This window comes from Klebsiella sp. K5-204 (genome assembly GCF_030128585.1).
Taxonomy (GTDB): Bacteria; Pseudomonadota; Gammaproteobacteria; order Enterobacterales; family Enterobacteriaceae; genus Klebsiella; species Klebsiella quasipneumoniae.
In genome coordinates this window covers 564314-583464 of record NZ_JAKUZS010000003.1, presented here as the reverse complement: position 1 = coordinate 583464, position 19151 = coordinate 564314, and the positions used below count along the sequence as shown (strand labels likewise).

Below are 19151 nucleotides of genomic sequence, written 5' to 3'. Positions count from 1 at the left end.
TTAAACTTCGTAATGAATTACGTGTTCACTCTTGAGACTTGGTATTCATTTTTCGTCCGAGGACGTTAAGAATCCATGTCACTTTGAGTGCCCACACAGATTGTCTGATAAATTGTTAAAGAGCAGTTGCGACGCGCTTTAGCGCTCTGTCGCGAGGTCCCGTATAATACGTTTTCCTCATTCAGAGTCAAGCGCTTATTTTGCTTTTCTCTGTCGGTTTTCAACGTTGCTTTCGCTGTTGAATCCTCCTGTCCCGGCGGCTTGCTTGCCGTTGTTCCGTGTCAGTGGAGGCGCATTATAGGGGGTAATTCTGAAGTGACAAGGATAAATTCAAAAAAAGAACTCAACCGCTCACTTTTCAACCAAATCAGGTGTTGAGCTTTAATTCTTGCCTGGTTTTTAAACAAAAACGAGCCCGCTGGGCCCGTTTTTGTCGTTTTGTGACTTACTGCACTGCCACGATACGGTCGTCTTTCACTACCAGCTCGACGGTTTTACCCGGAATCAGCTCACCAGAAAGGATCTGCTGGGCTAACGGGTTCTCAATCTGCTGCTGAATAGCGCGTTTCAGTGGCCGCGCGCCGTATACCGGATCGTACCCGTTGGCGCTTAGCAACTTCAGCGCCTCATCGGACATCCGCACTTCATATCCGCGCTCTTCCAGACGTTTATACAGACGCTGCAGCTGGATCTGGGCAATAGAAGCAATGTGTTTCTCACCCAGCGGATGGAAGACCACCACTTCATCGATACGGTTGATGAACTCCGGACGGAAGTTCTGGCTGACCACTCCCAGCACCAGGTCTTTCATATGTCCGTAATCCAGCTCGCCGAACCGTTCCTGAATCAGATCGGAACCGAGGTTCGAGGTCATGATGACCACCGTATTACGGAAGTCGACCGTTCTCCCCTGCCCATCAGTGAGGCGCCCGTCGTCGAGTACCTGCAGCAGAATGTTGAACACATCCGGGTGCGCTTTTTCCACTTCATCCAGCAGGATGACGGAATAAGGACGACGGCGCACCGCCTCGGTCAGGTAACCGCCCTCTTCATAACCGACGTATCCCGGAGGCGCACCGACCAGACGCGAGACGGAGTGTTTCTCCATAAACTCGGACATATCGATACGCACCATCGCGTCGTCGCTGTCGAACATAAAGTTAGCCAGCGTTTTACACAGCTCGGTTTTACCGACCCCGGTCGGACCGAGGAACAGGAATGAACCAATCGGTCGGTTCGGATCGGATAGCCCGGCACGGCTGCGGCGAATCGCGTTAGATACCGCTTCAACCGCCTCATCCTGGCCAATTACCCGATGATGCAGTTCCTGCTCCATACGCAGCAGTTTGTCACGCTCGCTTTCCATCATGCGCGAGACAGGGATACCGGTCCAGCGGGCCAGCACTTCGGCGATTTCAGCATCCGTTACTTTATTACGCAGCAGACGCATGGTTTTCCCTTCGGACTGAGTGGCTGCCGCCAGCTGTTTCTCCAGTTCCGGAATTTTGCCGTACTGCAGCTCAGACATCCGCGCCAGGTCACCGACGCGACGCGCCTGTTCGATGGCGATTTTCGCCTGCTCCAGCTCGGCTTTGATGGTCTGAGTGCCCGAGAGGGACGCTTTTTCCGCTTTCCACTCTTCTTCCAGCACCGAGTACTGCCGTTCTTTATCCGCCAGCTCCTCGTTGAGCATATCAAGACGCTTCAGACTCGCCTCATCAGACTCTTTCTTCAGCGCCTGCTGCTCCAGTTTCAACTGGATGATACGGCGATCGAGACGGTCCAGCTCTTCCGGCTTCGAGTCGATCTGCATACGGATGCTGGACGCCGCCTCATCGATAAGGTCGATGGCTTTATCCGGCAGCTGACGGTCGGCAATGTAACGATGCGACAAGGTCGCCGCCGCCACGATTGCCGGGTCAGTGATCTGCACGTGGTGGTGCAGTTCATAACGTTCTTTCAGGCCGCGCAGAATAGCGATGGTATCTTCTACCGATGGCTCGGCGACGAACACTTTCTGGAAGCGGCGCTCCAGCGCAGCGTCTTTTTCAATGTACTGACGGTATTCGTCAAGCGTCGTCGCCCCGACGCAGTGCAGTTCACCACGCGCCAGCGCCGGCTTCAGCATGTTGCCTGCATCCATCGCGCCATCGGCTTTACCCGCGCCAACCATGGTATGCAGTTCATCGATAAACAGAATGACGTTGCCTTCCTGTTTCGACAGGTCGGTCAGCACGCCTTTCAGACGCTCTTCAAACTCACCGCGGTACTTCGCCCCGGCCACCAGCGCGCCCATATCCAGCGCCAGCACCCGGCGGCCTTTCAGCCCTTCCGGCACTTCGCCGTTGACGATACGCTGCGCCAGGCCTTCGACGATAGCGGTTTTACCCACCCCGGGTTCACCAATCAGCACCGGATTGTTTTTGGTACGGCGCTGCAGTACCTGAATGGTACGGCGGATCTCTTCATCACGGCCGATAACCGGGTCCAGCTTGCCCTGCTCGGCACGCTCGGTGAGATCGACGGTAAATTTCTTCAATGCCTGACGTTGGTCTTCGGCACCCTGATCGTTCACGCTTTCACCTCCGCGCATTTGTTCAATCGCCTGGGTCACGTTGGCGGTTGTTGCTCCGGCGGATTTTAAAAGGTCGGTCAGCGTACCGCGTGATTCAAGCGCCGCCAGAACAAACAGTTCTGACGAAATAAAATTGTCCTTTTTCTTTTGCGCCAGCTTGTCGCAAAGGTTCAGGATCCGCACTAAATCCTGAGAAGGTTGCACATCGCCGCCGGTGCCTTCCACCTGCGGTAAACGGCTCAGAGCCTGTTCGATGTCAGTGCGCAGTTTCCCGGCATTCACGCCCGCCGAGGTTAATAAAGGACGTACCGATCCCCCTTCCTGATTCAGCAAGGCGCTCATTAAATGAAGAGGTTCGATGAATTGGTTGTCGTGCCCGAGTGCGAGCGACTGGGCATCGGCAAGAGCAAGCTGGAATTTATTGGTAAGACGATCCAGACGCATAACTCCTCCCATAACAGGTCAAATTTGCTACTGGAGATTAAATGAGGTCATCCCTCAATTATTCAAGGTTAAAGACCTGAACTATGCGAAAAATAAGTTTGCCTTCTGGATCGTCTTGATTCTCTAGGTTATATCAGCCAAATGAAACTTGCCATACGACCGGTGGTCTTGTCGCGCCGGTAAGAGAAAAAATCATCCTTTTCGCTTAGCGTGCAGCGATCGCCGCCGAAAATCTGCTCAACGCCGACGTTTGCCAGACGCTGTCGAGCCAGTTGGTAGATATCAGCAAAATATTTTTCGCCTGCCGGACGAAAAGCACGGTGCGCATTCTCATCCTTCGCCATAAAAGCGTCGCGAACTTCTGGCCCCACCTCAAACGCCTGCGGACCGATGGCGGGCCCCAGCCACGCCATAATGTTTTCGGCTTTATCGGCGAAACGGGCGACCGTCTCTTCCAGAACCCCTTCGCATAAGCCGCGCCATCCCGCATGCGCCGCGGCGACCTCGGTACCGGCGCGGTTACAGAACAGGACCGGCAGGCAGTCAGCGGTCATCACCGCGCAGACAGTCCCTGGCGTACGGCTATAAGAGGCATCCGCGCGTTTCGACGGATAGGGTCCGCCGTCCAGCGTGAGCACATCGGTACCATGAACCTGCTCCAGCCAAACCGGGTAAGACGGCAAGCCGCCGGCGGCAAACATCCGCCGCCGGTTTTCTTCGACATGCTGCAGATTGTCGCCGCAATGGGCGCCCAGATTGAGCGAGTCATAGGGCGGCAGACTCACGCCGCCGATGCGGGTAGAACTACAGGCCGCCACGCTGCCGGGCATTGGCCACTGCGGTACAATCAGTTTAGTCATAACCAGTCAATATCGTCCTTATGGGCTTCAAAATCGGCGCGCATCGCCTCGATGAGCTCGACCATATCTTGTGGGATGGGCGCATGCCACTCCATTTCAATACCGGTAATCGGATGGTACAGACGCAGCATGGTGGCGTGCAGCGCCTGGCGGTCGAATTTACGCAGCGCGGTGATGAATTCCTCCGACGCGCCCTTCGGCGGACGCGGGCGGCCGCCATACACCTGGTCGCCTACCAGCGGATGGGTAATATGCGACATATGCACGCGGATCTGATGCGTACGCCCGGTTTCCAGACGCAGGCGCAGACGGGTATGAATGCGGAAATGTTCCATAATGCGGTAGTGGGTCACCGCCGGCTTGCCCATAGGGTGCACCGCCATATGGGTACGCTTGGTCGGGTGACGGCTGATCGGCTCTTCCACCGTACCGCCGGCGGTCATATGACCGATCGCCACCGCTTCGTACTCACGGGTGATCTCGCGCAGCTGCAGCGACTCCACCAGCCGGGTTTGCGCTGGAATGGTTTTCGCCACCACCATCAGACCGGTGGTGTCTTTATCCAGACGGTGGACGATACCCGCACGCGGCACATCGGCAATAGGCGGATAGTAGTGCAGCAGCGCATTCAGCACAGTACCGTCGGGGTTGCCCGCGCCAGGATGTACAACCAGATCGCGCGGTTTGTTGATCACGAGGATGTCGTCATCTTCGTAAACGATATTGAGCGGAATATCCTGCGGCTGGAAGCGCGCCTCTTCTTCGATTTCCACATCGATAGCGATGCGTTCTCCCCCCAGCACTTTTTCTTTCGGTTTATCGCCAATGGCGCCATTGACTAATACGCGTTGGTCGAGGATCCATTCTTTTATCCGCGATCGCGAATAATCAGGGAACAATTCGGCCAAAGCCTGATCTAAGCGTTGACCGAGTTGATTTTCGGTCACCGTTGCGGTGAGTTGTACTCGTTGTGCCATATACAGCTTCTTCGTTTAACGTTGGGTTTTACGGCTTTGCCGTTTAATATAGTGTGCTATTGTAGCTGGTCTTAATCGGGAGCAGGAACAGAGATTCTCCCGCATAAACATTTTGAGGAAGTCAAAACGTCATGACGCGCATGAAATACCTGGTGGCAGCCGCCACACTGAGCCTGGCTTTGGTGGGTTGCTCCGGCTCTAAGGAAGAGGTGCCTGATAATCCGCCGAATGAAATCTACGCGACCGCCCAGCAAAAACTGCAGGACGGTAACTGGAAACAGGCGATAACGCAACTGGAAGCGTTGGATAACCGTTATCCATTCGGCCCTTATTCCCAACAGGTACAGCTGGATCTGATTTATGCGTATTACAAAAACGCCGATCTGCCGCTTGCTCAGGCCGCCATCGATCGCTTCATGCGCTTGAACCCCACCCATCCGAACATCGACTACGTCATCTATATGCGCGGCCTGACCAACATGGCTCTGGATGACAGCGCCCTGCAGGGCTTCTTCGGCGTCGATCGTTCCGACCGCGATCCGCAGCACGCGCGCGATGCCTTCAATGACTTCTCCAAACTGGTACGTGGTTACCCGAACAGCCAGTATGCCACTGACGCCTATAAGCGCATGGTGTTCCTGAAAGATCGCCTGGCGAAGTATGAGCTGTCGGTGGTGGATTACTACACCGACCGCGGCGCATGGGTTGCCGTCGTTAACCGCGTGGAAGGTATGATGCGTAACTATCCGGATACCCAGGCCACCCGCGATGCCCTGCCGAAGATGGAAAACGCCTATCGTCAAATGCAGATGAACGCTCAGGCGGACAAAGTCGCGAAGATTATCGCCGCGAACAGCAAGAATACCTGAGCCTGATTCATAGATCGCAAACGGCAGCCACTGGCTGCCGTTTTTTTATCCATTATACTGGCTAGCTGAAGCGGTTTAGCGCCGGGTTAACTCATCAAATATGGCCTGCTTTGTCGGGTTCGACAAGTAAAATCTCATCTCTTCCTGCCCTGTCTCACAAAATGAATTCGTTGACAAAAAGTGACAATAAAATGTGATTTAGATCACACATTTTGACATTGGGAAAGGTATGCTGGATTCACCAAGACGGGAAAGACAAGAGGTAAAATTTATGACAATGAACATTACCAGTAAACAAATGGAAATTACTCCGGCAATCCGCCAGCATGTCGCAGACCGTCTCGCCAAACTGGATAAGTGGCAAACTCATTTAATTAACCCGCACATCATTCTGTCTAAGGAGCCGCAGGGTTTTATCGCTGACGCAACCATCAACACGCCAAACGGCCATCTGGTTGCCAGTGCGCGTCATGAAGATATGTACGCCGCCATTAACGAATTGATCAACAAGCTGGAACGGCAGCTCAATAAAGTGCAACACAAAGGGGAAGCCCGCCGCGCCGCGACGTCGGTGAAAGAGGCAGGCTTTGTGGAAGAAGAAGAGTAATCCTTAACTTAAGTTGTGTCATGCCACGCGCCTTCGGGCGCGTTTTTTATTGACAGAGTGAAAACAGTACAGGTACTGTAATCCCCACTACTTAAAGGAATTCATCATGAAACTCGTCCCGTTCTTCTTCGCATTCTTTTTTACCTTCCCCTGACCGGGAGGCAATTCGTCGTATAAGAAAGAATGCGAAGACGAACAATAAGGCCTCCCACCCGGGAGGCCTTTTTTATTTGATAACAACAAAGGCAACATCTATGACCGAGGAAAACCCATTACTGGCGCTGCGCGACAAGATAAGCGCGCTGGATGAGAAACTGCTTGCTCTGCTGGCGGAGCGTCGCGGGCTGGCTGTTGAGGTTGGTAAAGCCAAACTGGCCTCCCATCGTCCGGTGCGTGATATTGACCGCGAACGCGATCTGCTGGAGCGTCTGATGACCCTCGGCAAGCGTCATAATCTGGATGCACACTACATCACCCGCCTGTTCCAGCTGATTATCGAAGACTCTGTTCTGACCCAGCAAACCCTGTTGCAGCAGCACTTGAATAAAATTAACCCGCATTCGGCTCGCGTGGCGTTCCTCGGTCCCAAAGGCTCTTATTCGCATCTGGCGGCGCGTCAGTACGCCGCTCGCCACTTTGAGCAGTTTATTGAAAGCGGCTGCGCGAAGTTCGCCGATATTTTTAATCAGGTGGAGACCGGTCAGGCCGATTACGCCGTAGTGCCGATTGAAAACACCAGCTCCGGCGGGATCAACGACGTCTACGATCTGCTGCAGCACACCAGCCTGTCGATCGTTGGCGAACTGACGATCCCTATCGATCATTGCGTACTGGTCAGCACCTCGACGGATGCCGATAAAATTCAGACCGTCTACAGCCATCCGCAGCCGTTCCAGCAGTGTAGCCAGTATCTGAGTCGCTACCCGCACTGGAAGATTGAATATACCGAGAGCACCTCAGCGGCGATGGAAAAAGTCGCGCAGGCGAACTCCCCGGCCGTCGCGGCACTGGGCAGCGAAGCGGGCGGCGCCCTGTACGGTCTGCAGGTGCTGGAGCACTGCCAGGCCAACCAGACGCAGAATATTACGCGCTTCCTCATTCTGGCGCGCAAAGCGGTGAACGTCTCCGATCAGGTTCCGGCGAAGACCACGCTGTTAATGGCGACCGGTCAGCAGGCGGGCGCCCTGGTGGAGGCCTTACTGGTGCTGCGCAATCACAATCTGATCATGACCAAACTGGAGTCTCGCCCAATCCATGGCAATCCATGGGAAGAGATGTTTTATCTCGATATTCAGGCAAACCTGGACTCGCTGCCCATGCGCAAGGCGCTGAAGGAGCTGGCGGAGATCACCCGCTCCATGAAGGTTCTCGGTTGCTACCCCAGCGAAAACGTCGTGCCGGTGGATCCGGTTTAGCGTTCGCGGAACGGCAATTTCTTCATCCCTGCCACCGCCACCGGCAGGGTGAAGATAGCGCCGGACAGCGGATACTGCGCCAGCTCATCGTCCGCCATGTTTTCCCGGGTGGTGGTGATGTAGAGCGTTTTCATATCCGCCCCGCCAAAGCAGACCATCGTCGGGCAACGTACCGGCATCGGGTAGGACTCCAGCTCCTCACCCTGCGGAGAGAAACGGGCGATCCGCCAGCCGTCAAACATTGCGCTCCAGTAACATCCCTCCACGTCAATCGCCGCCCCGTCCGGGATCCCTTCGCCCGGCAGAAAACGGCGAAAGACTTCGCGCCGGCCAGGCTCACCCTGCTCATCCAGCGGCGTACGGTAAATCACGGCGTTAGGCGTATCGGAGGTATACATCCAGCGCCGGTCGGCGCTAAACGCCAGACCGTTGGCGCCATGGATGTCGCACTGGATCACCGTCGGCTTCAGGTCGTTATCGACCCGCATCAGCAGCGCGCCGTTGTAATCCCCCGGGCCCCAGAAGGTGCCGGCATAAAAGCGCCCGTCGCGATCGGTCCCGCCGTCGTTAAACCGCGCCAGTTCCGGGTTGCTCGGGTTATCGCAGACTTTCCGCCGCAGCAGACCGTGGGCGTCGGTCAGCCAGATACCGCTGCGCAATGCAACGATAAAACCGCCCTTCTCGCGCAGGGAAAAACAGCCGACCTCCTCCGGAAACTGCAGCACCTGGTGTTCGCCGCTGCGGGTATCGTAGCGGTGAATTTCACATTCCATGATATCGGCCCAGTAGAGGGCCTGCTCTGCCTCACTCCAGGTCGGGCATTCCGGCAGGTATCCGGTGTAGTCAAACAGCGGTTGTGGTTCAGCCATCGTTGTCATCCCTATAAAAAAAGCCAGCGGTCGCTGGCTTTATTGTATACATCTTTTTCGCTTTACTGCCGATTATCGTTCGCCTGACGCAGCAGCGTGCGGCTCTCGCTCTGGAAACGCTGGGCGTAATCGCCAAACCAGTGTTCGACTTTACGGAAGCTATCGATAAACGCCTGCTTATCGCCCTGCTCCAGCAGACCGATCGCCTCGCCAAACCGCTGGTAGTAGCGCTTAATCAGCGCCAGGTTGTTTTCCGAGGACATAATAATGTCGGCGTAAAGCTGCGGATCCTGGGCAAACAGACGGCCCACCATCGCCAGCTCCAGCCGGTAAATGGGTGACGAGAGCGCCAGCAACTGCTCAAGGCGCACATTCTCTTCCGCCAGATGCAGACCATAGGCGAAGGTGGCAAAGTGGCGCAGCGCCTGAATAAAGGCCATGTTCTGATCGTGCTCCACCGCGCTGATGCGATGCAGGCGCGCGCCCCAGACCTGAATTTGCTCGAGGAACCACTGATAGGCCTCCGGCTGGCGGCCATCGCAATAGACCACCACCTGCTTGGCAAGGCTGCCGCTGTCCGGACCGAACATCGGGTGCAGGCCGAGTACCGGGCCCTGATGCGCCGCCAGCATCGCCTGCAGCGGCTCTGCTTTAACCGAGGCAAGGTCGACCAGAATGCAATCCGCCGGCAGCGACGGCAGCCTGGCGATCGTCTCCACGGTGGTGTGAATCGGCACGCTGACAATGACCATACCGGCATCGGCGACGATATCCGTCGCCCGCGCCCAGTCCTCTTTTTCCAGAATGCGCACCTGGTAGCCGGACAGCGTTAACATCTTCTCAAACAGACGCCCCATCTGCCCGCCGCCGCCGACGATCACCACCGGCCGCAGATTCGGGTAAAGGGTTTTGAAGCCTTTGTCGTTTTCGCTGGAATAGGATTCCCGCATCACGCGACGCAGAACGTCCTCGATCAGATCCGGCGGAACGCCGAGCGCAGCCGCCTCTTCACGCCGGGAGGCGAGCATCGCCGCCTCGCGTTCCGGGACGTAAATCGGCAGGCCATACTGGCTCTTCACCTCGCCGACTTCGGCCACCAGTTCCAGGCGCTTAGCCAGCAGGCTAAGCAACGCTTTATCCACTTCATCAATTTGATCGCGTAACGCGGTCAGTTCAGCAACCATACTTTCCTCTTACACCAAACGGGCCGCCAGGTGGCCGCGGAGATCCTTATCCAGTTCACGCAGCAGCGCATCGGTGGTTTCCCAGCTGATGCAGGCATCCGTTACCGAAACGCCGTATTTCATCGCCTCACGCGGCTGATCAGAGGACTGATTGCCCTCGTGGATATTACTCTCGATCATCAGGCCGATAATGGAGCGATTGCCATCTTTGATCTGCGCGACAACGGATTCAGCCACGGCCGGCTGGCGGCGGAAATCTTTATTGGAGTTCCCATGACTGCAATCTACCATCAGCGACGGCTTCAGTCCCGCCTGCGCCATCTCTTTTTCACATTTCTCCACATCTTCCGGACCGTAGTTCGGCGCCTTACCGCCGCGGAGGATCACATGGCCGTTCGGGTTACCCTGCGTTTGCAGCAGGCAGACCTGCCCGGCCTGGTTGATACCGACGAAGCGGTGCGGCATCGCCGCGGCGCGCATGGCGTTGATAGCCGTGGCCAGGCTACCGTCGGTGCCATTTTTAAAGCCTACCGGCATGGAAAGACCAGAGGCCATTTCGCGGTGCGTCTGAGATTCCGTGGTTCGCGCGCCGATGGCGGACCAGCTGAACAGATCCCCAAGGTACTGCGGGCTGTTGGGATCCAGCGCTTCCGTCGCCAGCGGCAGTCCCATATTCACAAGCTCGACCAGCAGACGACGCGCAATCTTCAGGCCGCCTTCAACATCAAACGAACCATCCATATGCGGATCGTTAATCAGCCCCTTCCAGCCGACGGTGGTACGGGGTTTTTCAAAATAGACGCGCATCACCAGGTAGAGGCTATCGCTGACCTCTGCGGCAAGGGCTTTAAACCGACGAGCATATTCGATCGCCGCTTCCGGATCGTGAATGGAGCAAGGACCGCAGACCACCAGCAGGCGCGGATCGCGACCGGCGATGATATTGGAGATGGTTTCACGGGCGTGCGCGATCTGCGCTTCCTGTTCAACGCTCAGGGGGAATTCCGCCTTCAGTTGCTCCGGGGTCATTAATACATGTTCGTCGGTAATATGTACGTTGTTCAGCGCGTCTTTTTGCATGATTGCGATCCTGTGTAGCTCGTTTGCGATAAGGGTTGCCTCAGCGGGCATGACGTAACGATACCATACGAAGTAAAGAATTCAATCCATATTCCGTAAATTTTACTTTACAGTGATAAATTAATTGGCCCTTACCACGGCATTAACCGTACAATAATATTTACAGATAATGAAATCGCGCCAAAATTGCTCGCCAGCGCCATCGGCATTACGAAAAATCCTGGTGAGATTTGTCCCAAAGCAAAGGGCGCATCTAATGACGGGTTTTGCTATCAGTGGTATTCTTCGCCGGGCATCGGCAGCGGCTATTCCCGCGCTATGGCGAATTTGACGGAAGCGTTAATGACAGTATTACACCGTCTTTTATTGACTGTATTTTTTCTCATCGCGGTATCTCCTGTTTTTGCTGCCGGACCTTCAGAACATGTTCGCGCTATTGTTTCCGGGATCGTGACCTACACCCGTTGGCCGTCATTAACAGGGGCGCCGAAGCTATGCATTTTTGCCTCATCACGCTTCACCCATAGCCTGGCTCATGAAGCGCCGGATGCATTGCCTTATCAACCGGTGATAGTACGTAATAGTGAAGAAGCGTTAAAAACGACCTGCGATGGTTTTTATTTTGGCAGCGAAACGCCGACCCAACAGTCGGAATTAACTCGCCGCTATGGCTCGAGGCCGCTGTTACTCATCGCAGAACAAAATACGGATTGCTCAATTGGTAGCGCGTTTTGCCTGATCATCAACGACGACAGGGTCCGCTTCTCCGTTAATCTGGACGTTCTGACGCACAGCGGGGTTCGGGTTAACCCGGACGTCCTGATGCTTGCCCGGAAGAAACCACATGAATAAGGACTTTTCACAGACATCGCGCCCGACGTTCAAACGCGCGCTGCGTCGCATTAGCGTGATAAGCGTGGTGATCTCCATGACGCTGGTCTGGCTGCTGCTGAGCACGGCCTCTATTTTCACGCTCAAGCAGTACGCGCAGAAAAATCTTGAGCTCACTGCCGCGACCATGGGCCGCAGCCTCGAAGCCGCCCTGGTGTTTGGCGACAGCGCGGCAGCAGAGGAGACCCTCGCTTCGCTGGGGAAGCAAGGGCAGATTTCCCAGGCGATCGTGCTCAACGGCCAGAAGCAGCACTTCGCCGCCTGGCGCCACGAACCGCTGGCCAACAAAGAACAAGTGAGCGGCCTTATCAGTAAATGGCTGTTTCCGGAGCCCACGGTGCAGCCCATCTGGCACCAGGGGAAACAAATCGGCGAGCTGCGACTGACCGCGCTTGACGAACTGATTAGCCACTTTCTCGGCATCTCGATTCTGGTACTGACCGGCAGCATTCTGCTCGCCTCGTTCATCGGCCTGCTGCTGACCCACTCCCTGCACCGGGGGATCGTCGCCGCCCTGCAGAGCATCACCGAGGTCGTGCATGATATTCGCGAAAACCGCCACTTCTCGCGGCGGGTGCCGGAGGAGCGTATCGAGGAGTTCCATCTGTTTGCCCAGGACTTTAACAGTCTGCTGGGGGAGATGGAGGACTGGCAGCGCCAGTTGCAGGCCAAAAATGCTCAGCTGTTGCGCAGCTCGTTACACGATCCGTTGACCGGTCTGGCTAACCGCGCCGCCTTTCGCAACGCGCTCGCCGAGCTGATGAAAAATGAAGTGGATCACCAGACCTCAGCGTTACTGTTTCTCGATGGCGATAACTTCAAATTGATCAATGACAACTGGGGACATGCGGCGGGCGATAAAGTGCTGATGGAAGTCGCCAGCCGCCTGATGACTTTCGCCGGTAAACGCCATCTGGCGTGGCGTCTTGGCGGCGATGAGTTTGCCGTTCTGCTGCGCGAGGTGCGCTCGGAAGCAGAAGTCCAGGCCCTGTGCCAGGCGCTGTCAGAACAATTTCTTCCGCCATTCAACCTGCACAATGGCCATAGCGCCACGCTCTCGTTGAGCGTCGGTTATGCCCTGGCGTGGGAACACGCCACGGCGGAATCACTGCAAGAACTTGCCGATCAGAATATGTATCGGATGAAAAACCAACGTATCCAGCAGATGCTGAAATAATAAAGGACGCATTATGATCAGGAAATATTTCGCCCCCGCCCTGATGGCGGCGGCGCTTTTGACAGGTTGCCAGGCTCCTCAGGGAAAATTTACCCCTGAGCAGGTGGCGGCGATGAAATCTTATGGCTTCACTGAAAGCAATGGCGATTGGTCCCTGGGCTTATCCGATAGCATCCTGTTTGACAAGAATGACTACCGACTACGTCCCGACAGCCGCCAGCAGATCACCCAAATGGCCTCGCGGCTGGCGACAACCGGGATTACACATAGCCGCCTTGAAGGCCACACCGATAATTATGGTGAGGATAGTTATAACGAAGCCCTGTCGCTTAAGCGGGCCAACAGCGTAGCCGATGCCTGGGCGGAAGGCGCCCATATCCCGCGCAGTAATTTAGTCACCCGCGGCCTTGGCAAAAAATACCCGATCGCCAGCAACGATACCGCGGCCGGGCGCGCTGAAAACCGCCGGGTCACGGTGGTCATCAGCACGCCGTAGACGTCCGCTTAATCGCTGGACTTCGCTATCCTCATTGCCGTTGCCGCGCGCCAGCGCATGTAGTCAACGGCAATGAACAGCACCAGGCTGATCCCCATCAACGGCATGGCCAGCCCCAGGGCTAACGCTATCCCCAGCACCAGCCCACGGGCAGGCCAGGCGAGCGACAGCCATGCCTGCAGCAGGGAAAGCGCCGGATCCCAGACGGCCTGTGGCGGACGGCGTATCCACCACAGCCGGTACCCCACGCCGATGGTTACGCACAGCGCGCAGCCAAACCCCACCAGCAGCAGCTGATTCGCCAGACCAAAGAGGATCCCCATATGGAAATCGACGCCCCAGCGGGTAAGCTTCGCCATCAGCGGAAAGTCGGCAAAATGGGTGCGATCCACCACCTGCATCGTGGCGCCATCGATCGCCACCGCGTCCACCTGCGTCGGCCAGCGGCGGTCGATCTCATTCACCGTCCAGGCGCGTTCGTCTGACACCGGCGGACGGATCTCCAGCCGGCTGGCGTTCAGCCCCGCCTGACGGGCCACCGCCAGCGCCTGGTCAAACTGCGCTGGCTGATGCTGGTTCATGGCCATCGCCTCCCTATGATGCCCGGCATGGGGATCGTGCGCCATCGGCGCCTCACCGTGCAGCAGGGTATTGACCTGCGGCGTCCACCAGCCGAAAGCCGCCCGCATTTTATCCACGTTGCCGCCGGCCCATTGCGACCAGGTCAGGCCGGTGGCGGAGAAGAGCAGCATGCCCAGCAGTAAGCACCAGCCCAGCGTCACGTGCAGCCGACGATGATTCTGCAGGGCGTTATTGAGCCGCCGTTTTGGACGCGTCATCGCCCACAGGGCAATGCCCCCCAGCGCGGCCACCCACATCCATGAGGCAGCCAGTTCGCTGTAGAGCCGCCCGCTGTCGCCCAGCAGCAGCGAACGATGCGCATAGTCAATCCACTGCCGCAGCGGCAGGATGCCGCTGGTGCCGTAGACCGTCATATCGCCCTTCACCCGCAGCGCGATCGGATCGACAAAAATGGCCCGGGATTCCGACGCCCCGAGACTCGGATCGGCAAACATAATGCGGGTGGTCTCGCCCACCGCGGGGGCCGGACGTACCGCCAGCAGCCGCAGATTACCCTGGGTCGCTTCTTCTGCCACCGCAATCTGGGCGCTGAGCGGCTGCGGGGTGCCTTCGGGAAGGCCATACAGCGCATCGTGATAGAGCCAGTTTTCCAGCTGCGGCGTCGCCACGTACAGCGTGCCGGTCAGGGCAGCGACAAAGATAAACGGTCCGATAAACAGCCCGATATAGAAATGGAGGCGACGCAGCAGGTTCAGCCATGCCGCGCGCGAGGTGCAGGTTGTCATACTTTTCCTTTTTCAAAGCAAAAAGAGGTCGTTGCGCAGTGCGCAGATTCATTTTTATTAAAGGGAAAAAGCAGACAGCCGCGGCGGGGCGCGGGTTTCGGGGTAAAGCCAGGGAAAGTAACGCCAGTGTTTTAATACCGGCCGAGAAGCCGGCAGGCGAATGCGCCGCAGGAGCATGGCGACGAACAGCGCCAGCGCGAAAAGCAGACCCGGGACATGGGCTAACAGCACGCAATAGCCACACGCTTCGGCATGATCCAGCGGCAGTTCGTGTCCGGTATGCGTAGCGCCGTCTGCGCTATGCGTCGTCACCATCTCGTGGCCAGGCATCTGCGCCATACTCGCTGGCGAGCTGTCCATCATCATGGCGTGGTGCATGCCGGGCATGGCGCTCATGGGGTCTTTTTGCAGGGAGACGGAGATCAGGGGAGCCACGACGATCAGCAGGATCGCCAACAGCGCCAGCCAGGCGGCTCGCCGTTTAGGTGTCGTTTGCTGAAAACTGTTGCTGACCACCGCCCCTCCGAATAGAGGGCGTATTGTAAATGATTTACATCACGATGGTTACAACAAAGATAAAAAAAGGGCCGGCCCTGAGGCCAGCCCTTTTTGTCAGGATGTCGCGAAAGCGAATCTTAGTTAAGACGCTCTTTGATACGAGCAGACTTACCAGTGCGCTCACGCAGGTAGTACAGTTTAGCTTTACGTACAGCACCACGACGTTTAACAGCAATGCTGTCAACTACCGGAGAGTGAGTCTGGAAGACACGCTCAACGCCTTCGCCGTTGGAAATTTTGCGAACAGTGAATGCAGAGTGCAGACCGCGGTTACGAATAGCGATAACCACGCCCTCGAATGCCTGCAGACGTTTTTTGGAACCTTCAACAACCCATACTTTCACTTCCACGGTATCACCCGGACGGAAGGAAGGTACGTCCTGCTTCATCTGTTCTTGTTCAAGTTGCTTAATAATGTTGCTCATAATTTAATCTCTTATCCTGGGTAAACTGATATTGGGGGCTCACGCCTGCCCATCATGTTTATGCTGCTGTTGCGCGTGTTCAGTTTTGAACTCCGCCAGCAGCTTTGCTTGCTCTTCAGTCAGAGCCAGGTTTTCCAGAAGTTCAGGTCTTCTAAGCCAGGTTCGGCCCAGCGACTGCTTCAGACGCCAGCGACGTATCTCAGCATGGTTTCCCGACAGCAATACTGGCGGTACTTCCATCTCTTCTAACACTTCAGGACGGGTATAGTGGGGACAATCCAGCAACCCATCAGCAAAGGAATCTTCCGTTGCTGATGCTTCATGGCCCAGTACCCCCGGAATGAACCGGGAAACGGAGTCAATCAGCGTCATTGCCGGTAACTCGCCACCGCTGAGAACGTAATCGCCGATTGACCATTCTTCGTCAATTTCGGTTTGGATTACGCGCTCGTCTATCCCTTCGTAGCGACCGCACACCAGAATCAGTTTCTGATTCGTTGCCAGTTCGCTGACGCCCGCTTGATCAAGCTTGCGTCCCTGAGGTGACAGATAAATCACCTTCGCGCCTTCACCTGCCGCGGCTTTTGCTGCATGAATGGCATCCCGTAAGGGTTGCACCATCATTAGCATCCCCGGTCCGCCGCCGTAAGGACGATCGTCCACGGTACGGTGCCGGTCATGCGTGAAGTCGCGAGGACTCCAGCTTTCGATGCTCAGCAGGCCATTTTTTACTGCCCGGCCAGTTACCCCGTAATCGGTAATTGCGCGGAACATTTCAGGAAACAGGCTAATTATGCCAATCCACATAGCGCCGTCTTTTACCGTTTATCCGGAGAATTTAAAAACCAGGATCCCAATCTACTTCGATAGTACGCGTAGTGAGATCGACTTTCTTGATAACCTGCCCATCGAGGAACGGAACCAACCGCTCCTTGATACCAAATGCATCTTTCAGGTTTGCCTTGATGACGAGCACGTCATTAGACCCGGTTTCCATCATATCGATGACTTTACCGAGGCTATAGCCTTCCGTTGTCACTACCTGGCAGCCCATCAGGTCTTTCCAGTAGTAGTCACCCTCTTCCAGCTCCGGCAACTGCGATGAATCCACGATAATTTCGCAATTAGTCAGTAGATTCGCGGCATCACGATCGTCAACGCCTTTCAGCTTGATGATGATGTCCTGATTGTGGTGGCGCCAGCTTTCCAGCTCAACGACCTGCCACTGACCCGCCTTCTGGATTAACCAGGGCTGATAGTCAAAAATGCTTTCGGCGTCTTCGGTGGAGGAAAACACTCTGAGCCAACCACGGATACCGTAGGAAGAACCCATTTTCCCCAATACGATCGGATCAACAGGTGCTTGTGCGGTGTGTTGCTTGCTCATCATGACCACCGTGACAGATTAAGCTGCTTTGTTAGCGGCTTTGATCAGCGCGGCAACGCGATCGGAAACAGTAGCGCCCTGGCCAACCCAGTGAGCGATACGATCCAGATCCAGGCGAGTCTCTTCTTCCGCACCGTTAGCGATCGGGTTGAAGAAACCAACGCGCTCGATGAAGCGACCGTTGCGTGCATTACGGCTGTCGGTGACAACAACCTGGTAGAACGGACGCTTTTTAGCGCCGTGACGTGCTAAACGAATAGTTACCATAACATCCTCTTGTGTGAATAAAACAACCGGGCCCCATCGAGGAACGGAGCCCGGTGTCATATTAAAAGCCCGAAAATTTTACTGATTTCTGTGCAAAAATCAATTCAAAACTACATACGCTAAATAATTCGAGTTGCAGGACAAAACGCGAAAGCGTTTTGAACAGCGCTTGCGCTGGCCCCGAAGGGGTGAGGCCGAATGGCCGAATCACGCGGCAAGTGAGTAAATCCCCGGGAGCGTACACAAGTACGTGACCGGGGTGAACGAACGCAGCCAACGCATCTGCGGCTTGAATTATGACGCGTATTAGCGGCCCGGGAAGCCTGGAGGCATCATCCCTTTCATCCCGCGCATCATCTTCATCATGCCGCCTTTCGACTTCATCTTCTTCATCATGCGCTGCATGTCGTCGAACTGCTTGAGCAGACGGTTCACATCCTGCACCTGCATCCCGCAGCCGGCGGCGATACGGCGCTTACGTGAACCTTTGATGATTTCCGGCTTGGCGCGCTCTTTCAGGGTCATCGAGTTGATGATCGCCTCCATACGCACCAGCACTTTGTCATCCATTTGCGCTTTCACGTTGTCCGGGATCTGGCCCATACCCGGCAGCTTGCCCATCAGGCTGGCCATGCCGCCCATGTTTTTCATCTGGCGCAGCTGCTCAAGGAAGTCGGTGAGATCGAAACCGTCGCCTTTCTTCAGCTTGGAGGCCAGCTTCTCGGCCTGCGCGCGGTCGACTTTGCTCTCGATATCTTCGATCAGCGACAGCACGTCGCCCATGCCGAGGATGCGGGAGGCGACGCGGTCCGGATGGAACGGCTCCAGCGCTTCGGTTTTCTCGCCGACGCCGAGGAATTTAATCGGCTTGCCGGTAATATGGCGAATCGACAGCGCCGCGCCGCCGCGGGCGTCGCCGTCCACTTTGGTCAGCACCACGCCGGTCAGCGGCAGCGCTTCGTTAAAGGCTTTGGCGGTATTCGCCGCATCCTGGCCGGTCATCGCATCGACGACGAACAGGGTTTCAACCGGATTAATGGCGGCGTGGACGTGCTTAATTTCGTCCATCATCGCTTCGTCAACGTGCAGACGACCGGCGGTATCCACCAGCAGCACGTCGTAGAATTTGAGCTTCGCTTCTTTCAGCGCCGCGTTGACGATATCAACCGGCTTCTGGCCGACGTCGGACGGGAAGAAGTCGACGCCGACCTGCTCGGCCAGGGTCTCCAGCTGTTTGATCGCCGCCGGGCGGTAAACGTCCGCGGAAACCACCAGCACTTTCTTCTTGTGCTTCTCGCGCAGGAATTTCCCCAGCTTACCGACGCTGGTGGTTTTACCGGCGCCCTGCAGGCCCGCCATCAGCACCACCGCCGGCGGCTGCGCCGCCAGGTCGAGGGTCTGGTTCTCTTCGCCCATCGCCGCCACCAGTTCGTTGCGGACGATTTTGACGAACTCCTGACCCGGGGTCAGGCTTTTATTGACTTCATGGCCGACCGCGCTCTCTTTGACGCGGCTGATGAAATCACGTACCACCGGAAGCGCAACGTCCGCTTCCAGCAGCGCCATGCGCACTTCGCGCAGGGTGTCTTTAATATTGTCTTCTGTAAGGCGTCCGCGGCCGCTAATGTTGCGCAGCGTACGCGACAAACGATCGGTTAAATTATCAAACATTGTCTCTCGCCTGAGGTGGAAACGGTCGGTCG

Annotated in this window: 20 protein-coding genes and 1 other annotated feature; of the genes, 7 read left to right on the top strand and 13 right to left on the bottom strand. The window is 56.2% G+C overall.

Annotation, left to right across the window (positions count from 1 at the left end; all coding sequences use genetic code 11):
• Nucleotides 1–445: 445 nt before the first annotated feature.
• From clpB to rluD, 3 genes are all read right to left on the bottom strand, one after another.
• Complete coding sequence (gene clpB / locus MKR05_RS11550; RefSeq protein WP_004206837.1) at nt 446–3019, bottom strand: ATP-dependent chaperone ClpB; 2574 nt, start codon at nt 3017–3019, stop codon at nt 446–448.
• A gap of 128 nt (nt 3020–3147) precedes the next feature.
• On the bottom strand, nt 3148–3879 hold the full coding sequence (yfiH, locus tag MKR05_RS11545; RefSeq protein ID WP_023290680.1) for a purine nucleoside phosphorylase YfiH: 732 nt from the start codon (nt 3877–3879) through the stop codon (nt 3148–3150).
• Nucleotides 3876–4856, bottom strand: coding sequence for a 23S rRNA pseudouridine(1911/1915/1917) synthase RluD (gene rluD, locus MKR05_RS11540; protein ID WP_023290681.1), 981 nt, complete (start codon nt 4854–4856; stop codon nt 3876–3878). Before rluD ends, yfiH begins: the two co-directional genes overlap by 4 nt.
• Nucleotides 4857–4987: 131 nt before the next feature.
• Here rluD and bamD point away from each other — a divergent pair, with 131 nt between their 5' ends.
• The 4 genes from bamD to pheA all read left to right on the top strand — a co-directional run bounded on the left by bamD (nt 4988) and on the right by pheA (nt 7747).
• Nucleotides 4988–5725 (top strand): outer membrane protein assembly factor BamD, encoded by a 738-nt coding sequence (gene bamD, locus MKR05_RS11535; protein ID WP_004145664.1) that lies wholly within the window; start codon nt 4988–4990, stop codon nt 5723–5725.
• Between the two features lie 271 nt (nt 5726–5996).
• Nucleotides 5997–6332, top strand: a complete 336-nt coding sequence (gene raiA, locus MKR05_RS11530; RefSeq protein WP_002914111.1) for a ribosome-associated translation inhibitor RaiA — start codon at nt 5997–5999, stop codon at nt 6330–6332.
• Nucleotides 6333–6437: 105 nt separating this feature from the next.
• Nucleotides 6438–6562 (top strand) — a sequence feature (Phe leader region).
• Entirely contained in the window at nt 6439–6486 is a 48-nt protein-coding gene (gene pheL / locus MKR05_RS11525; protein ID WP_100250063.1) for a pheA operon leader peptide PheL, read from the top strand. Its footprint overlaps the feature before it by 48 nt.
• 24 nt (nt 6563–6586) lie before the next feature.
• A complete protein-coding gene (pheA, locus tag MKR05_RS11520) occupies nt 6587–7747 on the top strand; it encodes a bifunctional chorismate mutase/prephenate dehydratase (protein ID WP_060589671.1) in 1161 nt (386 codons plus the stop codon).
• On the opposite strand, the gene MKR05_RS11515 is transcribed toward pheA, so the two are convergent.
• From MKR05_RS11515 to aroF, 3 genes are all read right to left on the bottom strand, one after another.
• Nucleotides 7744–8616, bottom strand: coding sequence for an SMP-30/gluconolactonase/LRE family protein (locus tag MKR05_RS11515; protein ID WP_044524403.1), 873 nt, complete (start codon nt 8614–8616; stop codon nt 7744–7746). The genes pheA and MKR05_RS11515 overlap by 4 nt on opposite strands.
• 62 nt (nt 8617–8678) lie before the next feature.
• Complete coding sequence (tyrA, locus tag MKR05_RS11510; RefSeq protein ID WP_238875360.1) at nt 8679–9800, bottom strand: bifunctional chorismate mutase/prephenate dehydrogenase; 1122 nt, start codon at nt 9798–9800, stop codon at nt 8679–8681.
• Between the two features lie 9 nt (nt 9801–9809).
• Nucleotides 9810–10880, bottom strand: coding sequence for a 3-deoxy-7-phosphoheptulonate synthase AroF (gene aroF / locus MKR05_RS11505; RefSeq protein WP_238875358.1), 1071 nt, complete (start codon nt 10878–10880; stop codon nt 9810–9812).
• Between the two features lie 342 nt (nt 10881–11222).
• Between aroF and MKR05_RS11500 the strand changes: the two genes are divergently transcribed.
• The 3 genes from MKR05_RS11500 to MKR05_RS11490 are packed head-to-tail and all read left to right on the top strand — an operon-like array spanning nt 11223 to nt 13444.
• Complete coding sequence (locus MKR05_RS11500; protein WP_023290685.1) at nt 11223–11732, top strand: YfiR family protein; 510 nt, start codon at nt 11223–11225, stop codon at nt 11730–11732.
• Nucleotides 11725–12948: a diguanylate cyclase DgcN gene (gene dgcN / locus MKR05_RS11495; RefSeq protein WP_023290686.1), complete on the top strand. Its 1224-nt coding sequence runs from the start codon at nt 11725–11727 to the stop codon at nt 12946–12948. Before MKR05_RS11500 ends, dgcN begins: the two co-directional genes overlap by 8 nt.
• A gap of 13 nt (nt 12949–12961) precedes the next feature.
• Nucleotides 12962–13444, top strand: a complete 483-nt coding sequence (locus MKR05_RS11490) for an OmpA family protein (protein WP_023290687.1) — start codon at nt 12962–12964, stop codon at nt 13442–13444.
• Nucleotides 13445–13452: 8 nt separating this feature from the next.
• Here the strand turns inward: MKR05_RS11490 and MKR05_RS11485 are convergent, their stop codons facing one another.
• The 7 genes from MKR05_RS11485 to ffh all read right to left on the bottom strand — a co-directional run bounded on the left by MKR05_RS11485 (nt 13453) and on the right by ffh (nt 19119).
• On the bottom strand, nt 13453–14811 hold the full coding sequence (locus MKR05_RS11485; protein ID WP_238875356.1) for a PepSY domain-containing protein: 1359 nt from the start codon (nt 14809–14811) through the stop codon (nt 13453–13455).
• 57 nt (nt 14812–14868) lie between these two features.
• A complete protein-coding gene (locus MKR05_RS11480) occupies nt 14869–15327 on the bottom strand; it encodes a DUF2946 domain-containing protein (protein WP_238875355.1) in 459 nt (152 codons plus the stop codon).
• A 119-nt stretch (nt 15328–15446) separates the two neighbouring features.
• On the bottom strand, nt 15447–15794 hold the full coding sequence (gene rplS, locus MKR05_RS11475) for a 50S ribosomal protein L19 (protein ID WP_002914145.1): 348 nt from the start codon (nt 15792–15794) through the stop codon (nt 15447–15449).
• A 39-nt stretch (nt 15795–15833) separates the two neighbouring features.
• Nucleotides 15834–16601: a tRNA (guanosine(37)-N1)-methyltransferase TrmD gene (gene trmD, locus MKR05_RS11470; RefSeq protein WP_002914147.1), complete on the bottom strand. Its 768-nt coding sequence runs from the start codon at nt 16599–16601 to the stop codon at nt 15834–15836.
• 31 nt (nt 16602–16632) lie between these two features.
• Nucleotides 16633–17181, bottom strand: coding sequence for a ribosome maturation factor RimM (gene rimM, locus MKR05_RS11465; protein WP_004150977.1), 549 nt, complete (start codon nt 17179–17181; stop codon nt 16633–16635).
• An 18-nt stretch (nt 17182–17199) separates the two neighbouring features.
• Nucleotides 17200–17448, bottom strand: a complete 249-nt coding sequence (gene rpsP, locus MKR05_RS11460; protein WP_002914149.1) for a 30S ribosomal protein S16 — start codon at nt 17446–17448, stop codon at nt 17200–17202.
• Between the two features lie 306 nt (nt 17449–17754).
• Nucleotides 17755–19119, bottom strand: a complete 1365-nt coding sequence (gene ffh / locus MKR05_RS11455; protein WP_002914152.1) for a signal recognition particle protein — start codon at nt 19117–19119, stop codon at nt 17755–17757.
• Nucleotides 19120–19151 lie beyond the last annotated feature (32 nt).